Below are 15,982 nucleotides of genomic sequence, written 5' to 3'. Positions count from 1 at the left end.
GGTTCGGGCCGGATGCCCAGATCGTTCCACTACCGTGACGGCGATCTGCCGCTCCACGGCGAGCGTCATGACCCGACCGGTATCCAGAACGGCCGCGCCATCCTGATCGTCCATGAGGCGGACGGCATCGGCAACAATGTCCGCCGTCGCGCCGCGATGCTGGCGGCGGAGGGCTACACCGCCTTCCTCGCCGACATGCACGGCGAGAGCCGGGTGCTGTCCGGCGACGAGATGACGGCGGCGCTCGACCGCTTCAAAGGCGATCCCGCCTATTTTCGCGCCCGCATCCGCAGCGCCTTCGATGCGGTGATGGCGGAGGGTTTCACGCCCGACCGCATCGCCGCAATCGGCTACTGCTTTGGCGGGGCAGCCGTGCTGGAACTGGCGCGCTCCGGGGCGGAACTGGCCGGTGTCGCGAGCTTTCACGGCCTCCTCACCACCGCCGCCTCGGCGGAGAGAGGCGCGATCCGCACCCGCATTCTCGCCTCGACCGGCGCACGCGACCCGCTGGTCCCACCCGCCGACCTCGCCACCTTCCAGGCGGAGATGGACGCGGCCGACGCCGACTGGCAGCTCCTCGTCCACGGCCGCGCGCTGCACAGCTTCACCAACCGCGACGTGGAGGGCCTCGGGGACCCACGCATGGCCTATGACGCGGCCGCCGACCGGCAGAGTTGGGCCGCACTGCAAGCCTTCCTTCAGGAAAGCTGGGCTAACCCCGCCTGATGCTCGCCCGCGAACGCCTCTGGCCGCTGCTCCTCGTGCTCCTCGTGGCGGGCTTCACCCTCGCCGCATGGGCCGCACGCGAACTGCCGGCCCCTCTCGCCACGCACGCGCCCGCTCTTGCCGAGGAGGCCGTACCGCCGCCGAACGCACCCCCGCCGCCGGTCGAACCGGTCGAGAACGTCGCGGTTGCGCCGGACCAGGCCCGCCTCATCAACGCCTCGGTCCCCTTCTCCACGAGGCCGAACCCCGCCGCCCGCGCATACCGCTTCGCCGGCTCGGATCAGGACAAGGCCCGCGCCACCGACTGCCTCGCCGCCGCCGCCTATTACGAGGCGGTGGGCGAAGGCGTCGCCGGCATGAGGGCGGTCGCTCAGGTCGTCCTCAATCGCCTCCGCCACCCCGCCTTTCCGAAGACCGTCTGCGGCGTCGTCTTCGAGGGGGCGGAGCGGGTCACCGGCTGCCAGTTCACCTTCACCTGCGACGGCTCGCTCGCCCGCGCGCCCTCCGCCGCGGGCTGGAAGAAGGCCGAGGAGGTCGCCCGCGATGCCCTGAAGGGCAAGGTCGACAAGGGCGTCGGCTGGTCCACCCACTACCACACCAACTGGGTGGTCCCCTCCTGGGCGGGCAGTCTCGACAAGACGGCGGGCGTCGGCACGCATCTCTTCTACCGCTGGCTCGGCTGGTGGGGGACGGCGGGCGCCTTCCGCGGCGGCTATGCCGGGAACGAGCCGGCGCAGGCGAAGATCGCGAAATACGCCGCCAGCCATGCCGACGCCGCAGCCCCCGTCGATCCGGCCCTCGCCGCCCTGACCGGCACGCCGGGCACCACGCCCGTCGCCGCATCGAAGCCGCGCGACGTCTACCCGCTGGGCCAGGGCCAGCTCGACCCGATCATCGTGATCCTCGATCCGACCGCGAGCCCCGACAGCTACGCCGCGATGGCGCTCTCGATCTGCGGTGACAAGAGCTACTGCAAGCTGCTCGCCTGGCGCGACGCGCGGAGGGCCCCCGGCCTGCCGCCGGTCGAGCCGTCGCACCTCGCCACCATGTCCTTCAGCTATCTCCGCGACCGCCCGGCCAAGTACGAAAAGGCGCTTTGGAACTGCAAGGAGATGCCTCGCCCCGACGCCTTCCAGTGCATGAAGGGCTGATCAGGCAACTCAAGCCACCTTCTTCCCGACCAGCATTCGCGGGTCCCAGTCGAACCCGCATCGAAGCCCGCTTTTCCGTCCCAGCTGGCCGGATTGCGGAAGGTGCCGAACACCATGTCCCACAGCGGTATATCGCCATAGTTGAAGGCATGGACGCCGCGCTCGTGATGGATCGCATGGCTCTCCGGCCGCGCGACCACATAGCCGATCCAGCGGGGCGTCCGGATATTGGCATGCTGGAACATCGAGCAGAAGGTGGCCAGCACGTTCACCGCCAGTGTCGCCTCCGGCGTCAGGCCGACGATCCCGACCAGGCATAGCGAACCGAGCAACGCCCATCCGATCATGTCGAGCGGATGGAAGTAGAACGCACCCCAGATATCCACCCGCTCTGCCGCATGGTGCATCTGGTGCGCGCGCCAGATCACGTCGCTCCGGTGCATCGCCCGATGCCAGCCATAGATCCCCAGCTCGAGCAGCAGGAACCCCGCCACGACCTGCACCACGAACGGAAGACCGGTCGCGTCGATCAGCCGGTGACCGCTGAGCCACGCGTCCCAAAGGAACGGCGCGCAGGTGGTGATCGCGAAGTACAAGAGGGTCGAAGCCAGACCTAATGCGCGCCAGAGCCGTACCTCAGGATAGTCACGCGCGCTGGTCAGACGCTCGACGACGACGAAGATCGCAAAGAGAACGAAGATGATGTAGTGATAGATGCTCACGGCCACGCTTTCCGGATTGAAGATGCGCAGTCGATTAGGGGACGGGGGCCGGGACCTCTAGAAAGCACAGGGTCGGTTCGCATCGACCCGGCGTTAGTTTCTGATTACAGGCCGGTTTCTTCGAACAGGTGAGGCAGGGCGGAACGATGATGGGGCAGGTGGCGGAGAAAACCGTACCGCAGGTAAAGTCCGCCGCCGAACCGTCTAAGGGCGAGCGGACCCGCGAACGGATCATGGACCTTGCCGAGGAATCCATCCTCCACAAGGGCTTCGCCGCGACTTCGATCGAGGAACTGGTCGAAGCAGCCGGCATAACCAAGAGCGGCTTCTTCTATCACTTCAAGGACAAGAACGACCTCGCCCGCGCGATCGTCGCCCGCTTCGTTGTGCGGGATGATGCGCATCTCGACCGCCTGACCGCGCGTGCCCGCGCCTTGTCCGACGATCCCCTGCAGAGCTTCCTGATCTTCATCAGGCTCTTCGCCGAGATGATGGACGATCTGCCCGGCGTGCACCCCGGCTGCCTCGCCGCGTCCATCACCTATCAGGACCGCGCCTTCGATGGCGAGGTTTCGCGCCTTATCCGCTTGGCGGCGGAGGGCTGGCGCGCCCGCTTCCATGACTGGCTGAAGGAGATCGCAGACGTTTACCCGCCACGCCTGCCCGCCGATCTGGAGGCCATGGCCGACCACTTCAACGTGGTGGCGGACGGCGGGATCATCACATCGCGGGCGCTCGGCGACAAGACGATCCTCGGGCGTCAGGTCCGCCTCATGCACGACCATGTGAAGCTGCTGTTCGACGGCCGCTGACCGCAAACAAGAAGGCCGCCCGGATCGCTCCGAACGGCCCCTTGTCTCACGAAGCGGGAAGGCTCAAGCCTGGTCGGTCGGCTCCGCCGCCGGCGCGTCGGTCGCGATCTCGCCGGGCTCCGCGTTGGGATCGTAATCCTCGGTGAAGCCGGCTTCGTCGCGCTCGAACATCTGCGCCATGACGTCGACGCCCTGCGCCTGCAGGTCCGCCTCTTCCGGCGAGCGCGCGACGTTGACCTTGATGGTCACCGACACTTCCGGGTGAAGCGTGATCTTCACCTCGTGCAGGCCGATCGCCTTGATCGGGCGGTCGAGCACGATCTGGTTCTTGGCAACCTTGGCGCCGTCTTCGGCGAGCAGGTCGGCGAGATCGCGCGCCGCGACCGAACCATAAAGCTGGCCGGTGTTCGACGCCTGACGGATCAGCTGAACGGTCTTGCCGTCGATGCCCTTCGCATCCGCCTCGGCGGCGGCGCGACGGTCGGCATTGTCGCTCTCGATCTTGGCGCGGTTCGCTTCGAAGACCTTCTTATTGGCCTCGTTGGCGCGCAACGCCTTGTTGTTGGGGAGGAGGAAGTTGCGGGCGAAGCCGTTCTTGACGGTGACCACGTCACCGATCTGGCCGAGCTTCTCGACGCGTTCGAGCAGGATGACATCCATGTGCCGCGCTCCTTACTTAACGATGTAGGGCAGGAGGCCGATGTGCCGGGCGCGCTTGATCGCCTGGCTCAGCTCACGCTGCTTCTTGGCGGAAACCGCCGTGATACGGCTCGGGACGATCTTGCCCCGCTCGGACACGAAGCCCTGCAGCAGGCGGACGTCCTTGTAGTCGATCCGGGGCGCGTCCTTCGCGGAGAAGGGGCAGCTCTTGCGGCGGCGGAAAAACGGGCGTGCCATGTGTCTTGTCTCCCCTTACGCGGCTTCGCGATCGTCGCGGCGCATCCGGCGCTCGCGGTCACGCTCGTTACGGCGCATCATCGCGGACGGGCCGGCTTCCAGCTCGTCGACGCGAATCGTCATGTAACGGATCACGTCCTCGTTGATCGCGGTCTGGCGCTCCAGCTCGGCGATCGCCGCCGGCGGACCGTCGACTTCCAGAAGGACGTAGTGCGCCTTGCGGTTCTTGGCGATCCGATAGGCGAGCGAACGCAGGCCCCAGGTCTCGGTCTTGGTGACCTTGCCACCGTTCTCGGTGATGATGTTGGTGGCGGTTTCCGCCAGCGTATCGACCTGCGCCTGGGCGAGGTCCTGACGCGCGAGAAACACATGCTCGTACAACGGCATGTCGCGTATTCCTTGTCTTGGCCGATCGCTGACGCCGCCCCGTGCGGTCGCCCCTCCGGCTATCGTCTCGAAATCAAACCGGGGCGAAAGCCAGACGACCTTGCCCCGGATCGCGCGCCTATGACGGAAAGGGCGGCCAAAGGCAAGGCGATGCCCATCCACACCGCTTCCAATGTAGGATTTAATGTGCCAGCCCGAGCCGCATGAGCACGATCGGCAGCCATCTCACCGTGACCGCCAATCGCCGTGCGGATGGTGATTCCGGCGCTTACGTAGCGACAACTTGGCAAACTTCCGCGCGCCTCACCGGATCTTTCGGGGGTGATTCGCGCGGCTTGCCATGCCCCTGCCTGCTTCCTACTGCGCTCGTCTGAAGCAGAAGGACCGATCATGCGCGCATTCATCTTTCCGGGTCAGGGCAGCCAGGCCGTCGGCATGGGCCGCGCGCTCGCCGATGCCAGCGCCGCCGCGCGTGAGGTGTTTCAGGAGGTGGACGATGCGCTCGGACAGCATCTCTTCCGACTGATGACCGAAGGGCCCGAGAGCGACCTGACGCTGACCGAGAACGCGCAGCCCGCGATCATGGCGAACGCCATCGCCACCCTCCGGGTTCTGGAGAAGGAGGGCGGCATCCGCCTCGCCGACAAGGCCGATTTCGTCGCCGGCCACAGCCTCGGCGAATACACCGCGCTCTGCGCCGCCGAAGCGCTCGACCTCTCGACCACCGCCAGGCTGCTCAAGCTGCGCGGCCAGGCGATGCAGGCGGCGGTCCCGGTCGGCCAGGGCGCGATGGCCGCGCTGCTCGGCGCGGATCGGGCCAAGGCGCAGGCGCTCTGCGACGCGGCTGCCGAGGGTGATGTGCTGACTGTCGCCAACGACAACGATCCGGGCCAGGTGGTGATCTCCGGCGCGAAGGCCGCCGTCGATCGCGCCGCGTCGCTCGCCAAGGAACACGGCATCAAGCGCGCCGTCCTCCTCCCGGTCTCCGCTCCCTTCCACTGCCCGCTGATGCAGCCCGCGGCCGAGGCGATGGAGAAGGCGCTCGCCGAAGCCCCGCTCCGCGCGCCGCTCGTCCCCGTCTACGCCAACGTCACCGCCGCCCCGGTCGCCGACCCCGCCGAGATCAAGCGCGTGCTGGTCGAACAGGTCATCGGCACCGTCCGCTGGCGCGAAAGCATCGCCGCCATGTTCGAAGCCGGCGTTACCTCATTCGTCGAGCTCGGCGGCAAGGTGGTCGGCCCCATGGTCAAGCGCACCGCCCCCGACGCGGAACCCGTCAGCGTCGTCACGATGGACGACATCGAAGCGCTCGCGAAGACGCTGTAAGGAAGAGGAAGCAACATGTTCGACCTGACAGGCATGACCGCTTTGGTGACCGGCGCGTCCGGCGGCATCGGCTCTGCGATCGCGAAGGCTCTGGCAGCACAAGGGGCGACTCTCGCGCTCAGCGGTTCCAACGCTGGCAAGCTGGAGGCGTTCGCGGGGGATCTCGGTGGCGGACACAAGACGCTGGTCTGCGACCTCTCGGACGCGGCCCAAGTCGATGCGCTCGTGCCGCAGGCGGTGGACGCGCTCGGCGGCAAGCTCGACATCCTCGTCAACAATGCCGGTGTCACCCGTGACAACCTCGCCATGCGGATGAAGGATGAGGAGTGGGATCAGGTCATCCGGGTCAACCTGGAGGCTGCGTTCCGCCTGATCCGCGCCGCCGCCAAGCCGATGATGAAGGCGCGCTTCGGCCGCATCGTCTCGATCACCTCGGTCGTGGGGCAGACCGGCAATCCCGGTCAGGCGAACTATGCCGCGTCCAAGGCCGGCCTCGTCGGCATGTCCAAGGCGCTGGCGCAGGAACTCGCCAGCCGCAACATCACGGTCAACTGCGTAGCCCCGGGCTTCATACGCTCGGCGATGACCGACGCCTTGAACGAACAGCAGAAGGGCGCGATCCTCGCCCGCATCCCCGCCGGCGACCTCGGCACCGGAGAGGACATCGGCGCGGCGGTCGCCTATCTCGCCAGCCGCGAGGCGAACTACGTCACCGGCCAGACGTTGCACGTCAACGGCGGTATGGCGATGGTCTGACGCCCAAGGCTTGCCACAATCCGAACGCCGCTTTAGGGGCGGCTGAGAGTCAACATCAGCCCGACGAGAGGGATAAATATGAGCGAGACCGCCGAGCGCGTGAAGAAGATCGTCGTCGAGCATCTCGGCGTCGAGGCCGAGAAGGTCACCGAGGACGCGAGCTTCATCGACGATCTGGGTGCGGACAGCCTCGACATCGTCGAGCTGGTCATGGCCTTCGAGGAAGAGTTCGGCGTCGAGATCCCCGACGATGCGGCCGAGAAGATCACGACCGTCAAGGACGCGATCAGCTACATCGACGCCAATAAGGGCTGATCTTCAGCCACCACGTTAGCCGATACGGCTCCCGCCCGGACTCCCGGCCGGGGGCCGTTTTGGTTTTGAGTTCAAGGAAGAGGGTCTGACATGCGCCGTGTCGTCGTAACCGGTCTCGGCCTCGTGACGCCGCTCGGCGCCGAAGTCGAAACCGTCTGGGCCAACATCATCGCCAGCAAGTCGGGCGCGGGCCCGATCACCCGCTTCGATGCCTCCGACCAGAAGTGCCGGATCGCGATGGAGGTGAAGCCCGCCGACCACGCCTATGGCTTCGACGCCAACAAGCGTGTCGATCATAAGGTGCAGCGGCAGGTGGACGAATTCATCGTCTACGGCATCGACGCGGCCGGACAGGCGCTGGAAGATGCCGGCCTGACGGAGATGAGCGAGGCGGAACGGCTCCGTGCCGGCTGCTCCATCGGCTCCGGCATCGGCGGCCTGCCCGGCATCGAGAAAGAGTCGATCGTTCGCTTCGAAAAGGGGCCGGGCCGCGTCTCGCCGCACTTCGTCCATGGCCGACTGATCAACCTGATCTCGGGTCAGGTCTCGATCAAATACGGTCTGATGGGGCCGAACCACGCGGTGGTGACCGCCTGCTCGACCGGCGCGCACGCTATCGGCGACGCGGCCCGGATGATCGCGCTGGACGACGCCGACGTCATGCTCGCGGGCGGGGCGGAGGGCGCGATCTGCCCGCTCGGCATCGCCGGCTTCGCCCAGGCCCGTGCGCTTTCGACCGCGTTCAACGACCAGCCGGAAAAGGCCAGCCGTCCCTATGACAAGGATCGCGACGGCTTCGTCATGGGCGAAGGCGCGGGCGTGGTCGTGCTGGAGGAGTACGAGCGCGCCAAGGCGCGCGGTGCCAAGATCTATGCCGAGGTGATCGGCTATGGCCTCTCCGGTGACGCCTATCACGTCACCGCGCCGCACCCCGAAGGCTCGGGCGCGTTCCGATCGATGGAGATGGCGCTGCGGAAGTCGGGCCTTGCGCTGTCCGACATCGACTACATCAACGCCCACGGCACCTCGACGCCGCTGGGCGACGAGCTGGAGTTGGGCGCGGTCCGCCGCCTGTTCGGCAGCGACATCGAAGGCCTGTCGATGAGCTCGACCAAGTCGGCGATCGGCCATCTGCTGGGCGGTGCCGGCGCTGTGGAGAGCATCTTCTGCATCCTCGCGCTCCGTGATCAGATCGTGCCGCCGACGCTCAACCTCGACAATCCGAGCGACAGCTGCGCGGGCGTGGACCTGGTGCCGCACACCGCCAAGAAGCGACAGGTGCGGGCGGTGCTGAACAACAGCTTCGGCTTTGGCGGCACCAACGCCAGTTTGGTGATGAGGTCGGTCTAACACCCTCTTCGGGAGAAACGGCGTGGCCAGGAGGCGGAAGCGGGGACTTGGCTGCGGCGGGTTGATCCTGATCCTCCTCGCCGTGCTTGCGGTCGCGGTACCCGCACTCTTCTGGTGGGGTCCGGGACCGCTGCCGCGCGAGACGGCAGTCCAGGTGCCCGAAGGCTCGACCCTCGGCGAAGCTGCACGGCGTCTCGAGGCGGCGGGGGCGATCCGGTCCGCCAACTGGTTCCGCCGCTTCGCCGGGCGGCTGGGATCGTCCGATCCGATCAAGGCGGGCGAGTTCGCGATCCCGGCCCGCTCCAGCGCCGCAACGATCCTCGACCTTCTTCAGCATGGCCGCCCGATCCAGCGCCTCGTCACCATCCCGGAAGGGACGCCATCCGTCCTCGTGGCCGACCGGTTGAAGGCGGAGAAGCTCCTCGCCGGGCCGGTTGCGGTGCCGCCAGAGGGGTCGGTCCTGCCCGACAGCTACGACTTCGAACGGGGAGAGCAGCGGGCGGCGGTTCTGAAGCGGATGACGGCGGCGATGACCCGCTTCCTCGACGACGCCTGGAGAGCGCGCAAAAAGACGACGGCTGTGCGCAGCAAGCGGGAGGCGGTGACCCTCGCCTCGATCGTGGAGAAGGAGACGGCGGTCGCGTCCGAGCGGCGCATGGTGGCGGGGGTCTATTCCAACCGCCTGCGCATCGGCATGCCGCTGCAGGCCGATCCCACCGTCATCTACCCGATCACCAAAGGCCGCCCGCTCGGCCGCCGCATCTTCCAGTCCGAACTCAGGGCGAAGAACGGGTACAACACCTATGCCGAGGCGGGTCTGCCGAGGGGGCCCATCGCCAATCCCGGAAGAGCTTCGATCGAGGCGGTGCTGGACCCGGCACCGACCAAGGCGCTCTATTTCGTCGCCGACGGCAAGGGCGGGCATGTCTTTGCGACCACGCTGGCCGAGCACAACGCCAATGTCCGGAAGTGGTACGCGATACGCCGCCAACGCGGCGAGATGTAGGTCAGGCGAAGTCCTCCGGCCTGTCGAAGTCTCTGAGGATCAGAGGATCTGCGGTGACCACGGCCGGCGAGGCGGAGCGGACGTGATCGCGGGCGGGGCGTGTGGGATCGGCAAGGATGAGGCGCGCCAGGTCAGCCGGGATCAGCGTGGGCGGCCCCTTGCCGCTTATCGCGGCACCGTTGTGGGCCGCAACTGCGGCGAGGTGGTCGGGGGTGACGAACGGCATGTCTGCGAGGCAGACCAGGATCGCGCGCGGCTCGCGGTAAAGTGCAGCGGCCAGACCGAGGCGGAGCGAGCTGTCCTGACCGTCCTCTGGCCGAGGGTTCTTCACGATGTCGAAGCTTCCGAGCAGCGGAACGCCGGACCAACCTGCCTGGACCACAGCGATGCGGCTCAAAAAAGGTAGCCCGGCGAGCATGGCGGCTGCGTGTGCCGCCAGCGGCCGACCGCTCAGCGGGGCGAGCAGCTTGTCGGCCTTGCCATAGCGGCGGGAAAGGCCGGCGCAGAGCAGGACGGCGACGGTGTCACCGAACGGGTTGGGCATCAGCGCCGCGACAGCGCCTGCACCGCGCCCGCCGCCACGGAAAGCGCGATCTCGGCCGGGCCGAGCGCGCCGATGGCGATCCCTGCAGGCCCGTCGATCCGCGCCAGATCCTCGGCGGAGAAGCCCTCGGCGGTCAGCCGCTCCATCCGCTTGGCGTGGCTGCGGCGGGAGCCCAAGGCAGCGATGTACCCGGCGGGCGAGCGCAGCGCAGCCGCGAGCGCGGCGTCGTCGATCTTGGGATCGTGGCTGAGAGTCACCACCGCGGTCGCCGGGTCGGGGCGGGCGGCGGCCACCGCCTCATCCGGCCAGCGGTCGTCGAGCTTGGTTCCGGTGAAGCGCTCCTCGGTCAGGAAACGGCCGCGTGGGTCGATGACCGTCACCGCCATGTCGATCTCCCCGGCGATGCGGGCGAGCGACTGGGCGATCTGCACCGCGCCGACGATCAGCATTCGACGGGGCGGCAGGTAGACGTTGACGAAGCTCTCGCCGTTGCCCTGCGGCCGGGCGGTGGTGCGGCCGGTCGCGAGATCGGTGGCAAGCGACAGGGCCTCACCGGCGTCGCGACCGGCAGCGATCTCCTCGAACAAGGCGGGATCGAACCCCTCGGCGGAGACGGGCTGCACCATCACCTCGATCTCGCCACCGCAGGGGAGGCCCACCTCCCAGGCCGAGGCGTCGGCGACGCCGTAGCGGAGGCGGCGGAAACCGCCCTCGGCGATGATGCGCGCAGCCTCCGCCAGCACCTCGCCCTCCACGCAGCCGCCGGAGACCGAGCCTTCCAAGCGCCCGTCGGCGTGGACCAGCATATGGCTGCCACGCGGGCGGGGTGCGGAACCCCAGGTCTGGGTGACGGTGGCAAGCGCCATCGGCTGCCCCCGCCAGCGCCGGGCGGCGTCGATGATGCTGGAAAGGTCGGACATGGGCGAGAGATGGACCGTCATTGCCGCTTTGCAAAGGCCGCCCATATCTTCGGCGCATCTGACAGGAGCGACCATGACCGACCTCTCCGCCTTTCCGATCACCCGTCGCTGGCCCGCCACGCAGCCGGACCGCATCCAGCTCTACTCGCTGAACACGCCCAATGGCGTGAAGGTCGGCATCATGCTGGAGGAAACCGGTCTTCCCTACGAGCCGCATCTGATCGACATCGGCAAGGACGAGAGCTGGACGCCGGAGTTCCTGTCGCTGAACCCCAATGGCAAGATCCCGGCGATCATCGATCCGAACGGCCCGGGCGGACAGCCGATCGGCCTGTTCGAGAGCGGGGCGATCCTGCTCTACCTCGCCGACAAGACCGGCCGGTTCATCCCCGCCGACCCGGTCGGCCGCTGGCAGGCGATCCAGTGGGTGATGTTCCAGATGGGCGGGGTCGGGCCGATGTTCGGGCAGCTCGGCTTTTTCGCGAAGTTCGCGGGCAAGGACATCGAGGACAAGCGCCCGCGCGACCGGTACGCGAAGGAGAGCCGGCGCCTGCTGGGCGTGCTCGACAAGCAGTTGCAAGGGCGTGACTGGATCGTCGGTGAATACTCGATCGCCGACATCGCTTCGCTCGGCTGGGTACGCAACTTGGTCGGCTTCTACGACGTGGGGGAGCTGGTCGGGTTCGACGACTTCGCCAATGTGAAAGCGTGGGTGGAGCGTGGGCTGGCGCGGCCCGCGGTTCAGCGCGGGCTAGAGGTGACCGGGCGGGGGTGAGAGCGTCATGATCCTCCCCCGCCAGGGGGGAGGTGGCGCCGAAGGCGTCGGAGGGGGGAGGAGAGGAGCCGCCGTAGCCGCCGCCCTCCCCCTCCGTCATCGCTACGCGATGCCACCTCCCCCTGGCGGGGGAGGATGGTTTGCCGGCCTGCCGTGAGGCGCTAAAAGCGGCGATGATGCGTAGACTTCTCGCTTTGCCGCTGCTTTTCCTGGCCCTGACCGCTGCTGCCGCGCCCCTGCCTCGGGTTCGGATGGTGACGAGTGCGGGGGCGATCGTGATCGAGCTGGAGGCGAAGCGCGCGCCGATCACCACGGCCAACTTCCTGCGCTATGTCGACGCGAAACGGTTCGACGGACGGCAGTTCTATCGCGCCGCACGGTCGAAGCGCGACCCCAAGCGCGGCTTCGTCCAGGGCGGCATCCAGCGCAACTATCGCCTGATGTTCGAGCCGATCAAGATGGAGCGGACGGACGAGACAGGGATCAAGCACACTGACGGCACCATCTCGATGGCGCATGGTTGGAGCCCCGATTCGGCGCTGGGCGACTTCTTCATCTCGGTCGGACCGTTGCCGATCATGGATGCGCGGGGCAGCTATGCGGGGTACGCTGCCTTCGGCCATGTCGTCGGCGGGATGGCGACGGTGAAGACGATCCTCGCCTCCCCGATCATCCCCGGTGTTGGCGGCGAGGAGTTCCGCGACCAGTGGATCGCCAAGCCGGTGAAGATCATCTCGGTGCGCCGGATCAACTAAGTTCGAGTCGTTGTCAGCACGACGCGAGCATCGCGGACCCCGCCCTGTCGTCGCGCGGAAAGTCTCAAAGGTCTTCCCTCAACACGCGCGAGCGCCTGTGCGCGCACGCGTGCGCGCGAGGGACAATGATAAACGATCGAAAGAGCCATGCGCGTGCTGGCAAAGATTTTCCTACATTGGAAGCAAAAAGATCAAATCGGGAACAAGTCTGCCCGTTGCTTTACGAGTCATGCCAGCGAAGGCTGGCATCGCTTGGCTTTGCCGCACCCGTCGCGCCTCACCTCCGAACGATGCCAGCCTTCGCTGGCATGACGTGATTTTGAAGGCGATCTCGGTCGCTCTCCGGCGACAGAGGTCGATGTTCATGCGACGGTTATGACCGGATCAGGCGGTTCCAAGCGTCCAGCGCGGCGATCTTGTAGGCTTCCGCCAGGGTCGGATAGTTGAACGTGTTCTCGATGAAATAGTCGATGCCGCCCTTCAGGTTGAGCACCGCCTGGCCGATGTGGATCAGCTCGGTCGCCCCCTCGCCGACGATATGGACGCCGAGCAGGCGGTGGGTCTTGATCGAGAAGATCATCTTCATCAGCCCGCTGTTCAGGCCCATGATGTGCCCGCGCGAGGTTTCGCGGAAGCGGGCGATGCCGATCTCATAGGGGATGTTGCGGCGGCGAACCTCCTCCTCGCTCATCCCCACCGTCGACATCTCCGGCACCGAATAGATGCCGTAGGGGAAGAATTCGGGCGGGGGCGGCGGCTCCAGGCCGAAGGCGTGGCAGGCGGCGAGGCGGCCCTGTTCCATCGACGTGGAGGCGAGGCTGGGGAAGCCGATGACGTCGCCGGCCGCATAGATGTGCGGCACGGCGGTCTGCATCGTCTTCGGCTCGACCGAGACGCGGCCGCGATGGTCGGCGGTGAGGCCTGCCTTGTCGAGCGCGAGGCTGTCGGTGGCGCCCATGCGGCCGGCGGCGAAGAGGAGCGCGTCGGAGGTGACGCTGCGCCCATCCTTCAGCCGGGTGGTGACGCGCGTGGGTTCGGCAACGACCTCAGCCACCTCGACGCCGAGCCGCAGGCCGACATTGCGGTCGCGCAGTTCATGGGTGAACTCCTCGATCAGTTCATGGTCGATGAAGTCGAGGAAGGTGGCGCGCGGCTCGACCAGCGTGACCGACACGTCGAGCGCGCTGAAGATCGTGGCGTATTCGACGCCGATCACGCCCGCGCCGATTACGGTCAGGCTGCGTGGTAGGCGGGTGAGATCGACAATCTCGTCGCCATCAAAGACGTTGTCGAGATCGAAGGGGATGTAGTCCGGCCTGAACGGCTTGGTGCCGCAGGCGATGAGGATGAAGTCGGCCTTCGCCGTCCAGACCTCGCCATCCTGCAAGGTGATCTCGACCTGATGCGGATCGACGAAGCGGCCCTGCCCCATGACGACTTGACGCCGTTGCGGGCGAACTGGTGCTCCAGCACCTCGACCTCATGCTCCAGCGTCTTGCGGAGGCGGGCCATCAGGTCTGCGGCTGAGATGTCCTGCTTGACCCGGTAGCCGCGCCCGTGGAAGCCCCGCTCCCGCCAGCCGGAGAGGTTGAGGACGGTTTCGCGCAGCGTCTTCGAGGGGATCGTGCCGGTGTGGACGGAGACACCACCGACCTCCCGCCCGCGCTCGACCACCAGCACCGACTTGTCGAGCTTCGCCGCCTGGATCGCGGCGCGGCGTCCGGCCGGGCCGCTGCCGATCACGATCAGGTCGTATTGCCGTTCCATCGCCCGCTCCCCTTCGCGGGCACGAGCGTGCGAGCCGGGCATCGGTTCCGCTTAGCGGGCGCGGACGCTCCGCACCGCTTGCACGATCGCAAGGGTCACGAGGATCGCGCCGGTATCCGCCACCCAGTCCCAGATGTCGCAGTCACGGTAGAGGCTGGGGATCGATTGGACGAGTTCGATCATCGCGCCGAGGAAGGACAGCCGCTCGGCGATGCGCAGCAGCGGGGTGCGCGGATATGCGATCGCGGCGGTCAGCGCCAGGACGGTGAAGGCGGCGATATGCTGGTACTTGTCCCGCACCTCGCTCAGCATCTGCGGCTCGCTGGGGATGGTGGCCATCACGCAGGCGAAAACCATGGCCGCCCAGAACAGAACGACCAGGACAAAGCCGTAGCGGCGCAAAAGCGTGGTCATGCCCCCTGCTAAGCGGTGCGGCGGACGGACGCCAGAGGCAGAGAACAAGGGAAAAGCGAATGGTGCCTTTCAGCAGCGCTTGCGCCAGAGGGTGTGCCGCCTGCCCGTGTGTCCGCCGACTGGGCCTCCACTCCTGCGAGGCCCGGTTCCCGGCCGTAGACGCTCGCGGCATGTGGTAGCTGAGGCGTAGGCTCGCACTTACCCGGGCTGAGCCGTTGGTTCCCCTAAGGAATTGGCGGAGACGGAGGAAAGAAAATAAATGGTCTATGTGCCTGCTTGAAAAGGGTAGAACCAGCAGAAACAGGGCAATGTACCATACATCATACCATAGATGATAGACGGTAGATCAATGGGGACGTTTGGCGCCTCTCTACCTGCGATCGCAAATCCGATCGTCTAAGGATCGAACGTCGCACTTGGGACCCACGGCTGGAAAGGCCTCGCACCGCATGCCGTAGTCGCATGTTCACTCGTGACAGTAGTGAACCCCGCCGAGGGCCGCCAGCGCGAAGCCTGAGTTGCCCCCGATCTGCTCGTGTAAGGTCGTCGCAGAACGCCACCCTCCACCATGAGCGGAGCCTAACGTACCTTATGAGCGGACTTTCTCCGGATGAGCAAATGAAGCGGACCATTCAAGGAGCACGAACGCACTTGAGCCATGTTCCCGTTACGTTCTATCCCTTGCGGGTATGGAGATTCGCTCATGACCATCGATGCTCACCGCCTCGCCGACGCTTTGACCGACGCACCCGTATGGCTGCGCCATGCTCTGGTTCAGCCAGATCGTACGACGCGGCGATCATGCGCAGAGTTGCTGGCGAGCGTGGTTTTGACGAAGCTCGAGACGTCGGCGACGGACGACGCGGCTCAGCGTCAGCTGCCGCTCTGATGGGTCGTGGTCGGGCCTATCCGGAACCTACGCGAGCTCGTCTCTAAGGGCGGTCACATCCACGCCGAATGCCGGGCTTGCGGAAGAGTGGCCAAGTTCAGCGTCAGCGACCTCGCTCTGTACTTCTCGAGGAAGGGCTGGGATGATTCATGGCCTGACTTCGCGCGGAAGCTTCGGTGCCAGTTGTCCTCAGGGGGCTGTGGCAATCGAGCACCAAAGGTCCATTGGTACATCGGTCCACCTCCGCCCGACACTGACCCGCTGCCGCCGCGTCCCAGGCTGGTGAGGAGAACGCTTCCAGCGCCGCGCGGTGTGGATGCATCAGAATGGGAACGCGCCAAGGATGATCGGGAGCGCCGCCGCCTGGTGAGGCAGGCACGCGGGTGAATCCCCGGGGACGAGCTTTTGCGTTCTGATCCCGGACCGCAAGCCTGACCGGGCGCATTTGGAGGCGATGACAGATCCGAAGC

At 66.7% G+C, this 15,982-nt stretch carries 19 protein-coding genes and 1 pseudogene; 11 read left to right on the top strand and 9 right to left on the bottom strand.

All coding sequences use genetic code 11. From position 1 onward, the window contains the following. Positions 1-12: 12 nt before the first annotated feature. Both ACM608_RS17740 and ACM608_RS17735 read left to right on the top strand, forming a co-directional pair. A complete protein-coding gene (locus ACM608_RS17740) occupies positions 13-726 on the top strand; it encodes a dienelactone hydrolase family protein (protein ID WP_419685021.1) in 714 nt (237 codons plus the stop codon). Further along, the gene (locus ACM608_RS17735) at positions 726-1,877 is read left to right on the top strand and encodes a cell wall hydrolase (protein WP_419685020.1); all 1,152 of its coding nucleotides are present in this window, start codon (positions 726-728) and stop codon (positions 1,875-1,877) included. Before ACM608_RS17740 ends, ACM608_RS17735 begins: the two co-directional genes overlap by 1 nt. On the opposite strand, the gene ACM608_RS17730 is transcribed toward ACM608_RS17735, so the two are convergent. Next, a complete protein-coding gene (locus ACM608_RS17730; RefSeq protein WP_419685019.1) occupies positions 1,784-2,605 on the bottom strand; it encodes a sterol desaturase family protein in 822 nt (273 codons plus the stop codon). The genes ACM608_RS17735 and ACM608_RS17730 overlap by 94 nt on opposite strands. Positions 2,606-2,727: 122 nt before the next feature. On the opposite strand from ACM608_RS17730, the gene ACM608_RS17725 reads away from it, so the two are divergent. Beyond that, positions 2,728-3,411: a TetR/AcrR family transcriptional regulator gene (locus ACM608_RS17725; protein WP_419685018.1), complete on the top strand. Its 684-nt coding sequence runs from the start codon at positions 2,728-2,730 to the stop codon at positions 3,409-3,411. A 63-nt stretch (positions 3,412-3,474) separates the two neighbouring features. Here the strand turns inward: ACM608_RS17725 and rplI are convergent, their stop codons facing one another. The 3 genes from rplI to rpsF are packed head-to-tail and all read right to left on the bottom strand — an operon-like array spanning position 3,475 to position 4,695. Further along, on the bottom strand, positions 3,475-4,071 hold the full coding sequence (gene rplI, locus ACM608_RS17720) for a 50S ribosomal protein L9 (RefSeq protein WP_419685017.1): 597 nt from the start codon (positions 4,069-4,071) through the stop codon (positions 3,475-3,477). Positions 4,072-4,083: 12 nt separating this feature from the next. Beyond that, positions 4,084-4,308, bottom strand: a complete 225-nt coding sequence (gene rpsR / locus ACM608_RS17715) for a 30S ribosomal protein S18 (RefSeq protein ID WP_419685016.1) — start codon at positions 4,306-4,308, stop codon at positions 4,084-4,086. Between the two features lie 15 nt (positions 4,309-4,323). After that, complete coding sequence (rpsF, locus tag ACM608_RS17710) at positions 4,324-4,695, bottom strand: 30S ribosomal protein S6 (RefSeq protein WP_419685015.1); 372 nt, start codon at positions 4,693-4,695, stop codon at positions 4,324-4,326. A 390-nt stretch (positions 4,696-5,085) separates the two neighbouring features. On the opposite strand from rpsF, the gene fabD reads away from it, so the two are divergent. From fabD to mltG, 5 genes are all read left to right on the top strand, one after another. Next, entirely contained in the window at positions 5,086-6,021 is a 936-nt protein-coding gene (gene fabD / locus ACM608_RS17705; protein ID WP_419685014.1) for an ACP S-malonyltransferase, read from the top strand. Positions 6,022-6,036: 15 nt separating this feature from the next. Continuing rightward, positions 6,037-6,777: a 3-oxoacyl-[acyl-carrier-protein] reductase gene (gene fabG, locus ACM608_RS17700; protein WP_419685013.1), complete on the top strand. Its 741-nt coding sequence runs from the start codon at positions 6,037-6,039 to the stop codon at positions 6,775-6,777. A gap of 78 nt (positions 6,778-6,855) precedes the next feature. Beyond that, entirely contained in the window at positions 6,856-7,092 is a 237-nt protein-coding gene (locus ACM608_RS17695) for an acyl carrier protein (RefSeq protein WP_419685012.1), read from the top strand. Between the two features lie 90 nt (positions 7,093-7,182). Next, positions 7,183-8,442 carry a beta-ketoacyl-ACP synthase II gene (fabF, locus tag ACM608_RS17690; RefSeq protein WP_419685011.1) on the top strand — a complete coding sequence of 420 codons (1,260 nt, stop codon included), beginning with the start codon at positions 7,183-7,185 and terminating at the stop codon, positions 8,440-8,442. 22 nt (positions 8,443-8,464) lie between these two features. Beyond that, positions 8,465-9,448 (top strand): endolytic transglycosylase MltG, encoded by a 984-nt coding sequence (gene mltG, locus ACM608_RS17685; RefSeq protein ID WP_419685010.1) that lies wholly within the window; start codon positions 8,465-8,467, stop codon positions 9,446-9,448. A gap of 1 nt (position 9,449) precedes the next feature. On the opposite strand, the gene ACM608_RS17680 is transcribed toward mltG, so the two are convergent. Both ACM608_RS17680 and ACM608_RS17675 read right to left on the bottom strand, forming a co-directional pair. Further along, complete coding sequence (locus ACM608_RS17680; protein WP_419685009.1) at positions 9,450-9,992, bottom strand: NTP transferase domain-containing protein; 543 nt, start codon at positions 9,990-9,992, stop codon at positions 9,450-9,452. Next, on the bottom strand, positions 9,992-10,912 hold the full coding sequence (locus ACM608_RS17675; protein WP_419685008.1) for an XdhC family protein: 921 nt from the start codon (positions 10,910-10,912) through the stop codon (positions 9,992-9,994). The genes ACM608_RS17680 and ACM608_RS17675 overlap by 1 nt, the downstream gene beginning before the upstream one ends. A 73-nt stretch (positions 10,913-10,985) precedes the next feature. On the opposite strand from ACM608_RS17675, the gene ACM608_RS17670 reads away from it, so the two are divergent. Both ACM608_RS17670 and ACM608_RS17665 read left to right on the top strand, forming a co-directional pair. After that, positions 10,986-11,687, top strand: coding sequence for a glutathione S-transferase N-terminal domain-containing protein (locus ACM608_RS17670; protein ID WP_419685007.1), 702 nt, complete (start codon positions 10,986-10,988; stop codon positions 11,685-11,687). A 176-nt stretch (positions 11,688-11,863) separates the two neighbouring features. After that, a complete protein-coding gene (locus ACM608_RS17665) occupies positions 11,864-12,442 on the top strand; it encodes a peptidylprolyl isomerase (protein WP_419685006.1) in 579 nt (192 codons plus the stop codon). 373 nt (positions 12,443-12,815) lie between these two features. On the opposite strand, the gene sthA is transcribed toward ACM608_RS17665, so the two are convergent. From sthA to ACM608_RS17650, 3 genes and pseudogenes are all read right to left on the bottom strand, one after another. After that, positions 12,816-13,874, bottom strand: coding sequence for a Si-specific NAD(P)(+) transhydrogenase (gene sthA / locus ACM608_RS17660; RefSeq protein WP_419685005.1), 1,059 nt, complete (start codon positions 13,872-13,874; stop codon positions 12,816-12,818). A gap of 200 nt (positions 13,875-14,074) precedes the next feature. Continuing rightward, positions 14,075-14,209, bottom strand: a pseudogene (locus ACM608_RS17655) (FAD-dependent oxidoreductase); the annotation flags it as partial. 51 nt (positions 14,210-14,260) lie between these two features. Continuing rightward, positions 14,261-14,623, bottom strand: a complete 363-nt coding sequence (locus ACM608_RS17650) for a hypothetical protein (RefSeq protein WP_419685004.1) — start codon at positions 14,621-14,623, stop codon at positions 14,261-14,263. A gap of 703 nt (positions 14,624-15,326) precedes the next feature. On the opposite strand from ACM608_RS17650, the gene ACM608_RS17645 reads away from it, so the two are divergent. Further along, positions 15,327-15,512 (top strand): DUF6771 family protein, encoded by a 186-nt coding sequence (locus tag ACM608_RS17645; RefSeq protein ID WP_419685003.1) that lies wholly within the window; start codon positions 15,327-15,329, stop codon positions 15,510-15,512. Positions 15,513-15,982: the final 470 nt, after the last annotated feature.

Origin of the sequence: Sphingomonas sp. ID0503 (assembly GCF_048565625.1) — a bacterium.
Lineage (GTDB): Bacteria > Pseudomonadota > Alphaproteobacteria > Sphingomonadales > Sphingomonadaceae > JBLZUR01.
This window is presented reverse-complemented; position numbering and strand designations above follow the sequence as displayed.

Bases quoted from the DNA above. Each gene is read 5' to 3' on its own strand.
- ACM608_RS17740 (WP_419685021.1), top strand. From the start codon at position 13: ATGCCCAGATCGTTCCACTACCGTGACGGCGATCTGCCGCTCCACGGC.
- ACM608_RS17675 (WP_419685008.1), bottom strand. From the start codon at position 10,912: ATGTCCGACCTTTCCAGCATCATCGACGCCGCCCGGCGCTGGCGGGGG.
- fabG (WP_419685013.1), top strand. From the start codon at position 6,037: ATGTTCGACCTGACAGGCATGACCGCTTTGGTGACCGGCGCGTCCGGC.
- fabF (WP_419685011.1), top strand. From the start codon at position 7,183: ATGCGCCGTGTCGTCGTAACCGGTCTCGGCCTCGTGACGCCGCTCGGC.
- ACM608_RS17670 (WP_419685007.1), top strand. From the start codon at position 10,986: ATGACCGACCTCTCCGCCTTTCCGATCACCCGTCGCTGGCCCGCCACG.
- ACM608_RS17645 (WP_419685003.1), top strand. From the start codon at position 15,327: ATGACCATCGATGCTCACCGCCTCGCCGACGCTTTGACCGACGCACCC.
- ACM608_RS17695 (WP_419685012.1), top strand. From the start codon at position 6,856: ATGAGCGAGACCGCCGAGCGCGTGAAGAAGATCGTCGTCGAGCATCTC.
- rplI (WP_419685017.1), bottom strand. From the start codon at position 4,071: ATGGATGTCATCCTGCTCGAACGCGTCGAGAAGCTCGGCCAGATCGGT.
- rpsR (WP_419685016.1), bottom strand. From the start codon at position 4,308: ATGGCACGCCCGTTTTTCCGCCGCCGCAAGAGCTGCCCCTTCTCCGCG.
- ACM608_RS17650 (WP_419685004.1), bottom strand. From the start codon at position 14,623: ATGACCACGCTTTTGCGCCGCTACGGCTTTGTCCTGGTCGTTCTGTTC.
- ACM608_RS17665 (WP_419685006.1), top strand. From the start codon at position 11,864: ATGCGTAGACTTCTCGCTTTGCCGCTGCTTTTCCTGGCCCTGACCGCT.
- ACM608_RS17680 (WP_419685009.1), bottom strand. From the start codon at position 9,992: ATGCCCAACCCGTTCGGTGACACCGTCGCCGTCCTGCTCTGCGCCGGC.
- rpsF (WP_419685015.1), bottom strand. From the start codon at position 4,695: ATGCCGTTGTACGAGCATGTGTTTCTCGCGCGTCAGGACCTCGCCCAG.
- ACM608_RS17735 (WP_419685020.1), top strand. From the start codon at position 726: ATGCTCGCCCGCGAACGCCTCTGGCCGCTGCTCCTCGTGCTCCTCGTG.
- sthA (WP_419685005.1), bottom strand. From the start codon at position 13,874: ATGGGGCAGGGCCGCTTCGTCGATCCGCATCAGGTCGAGATCACCTTG.
- fabD (WP_419685014.1), top strand. From the start codon at position 5,086: ATGCGCGCATTCATCTTTCCGGGTCAGGGCAGCCAGGCCGTCGGCATG.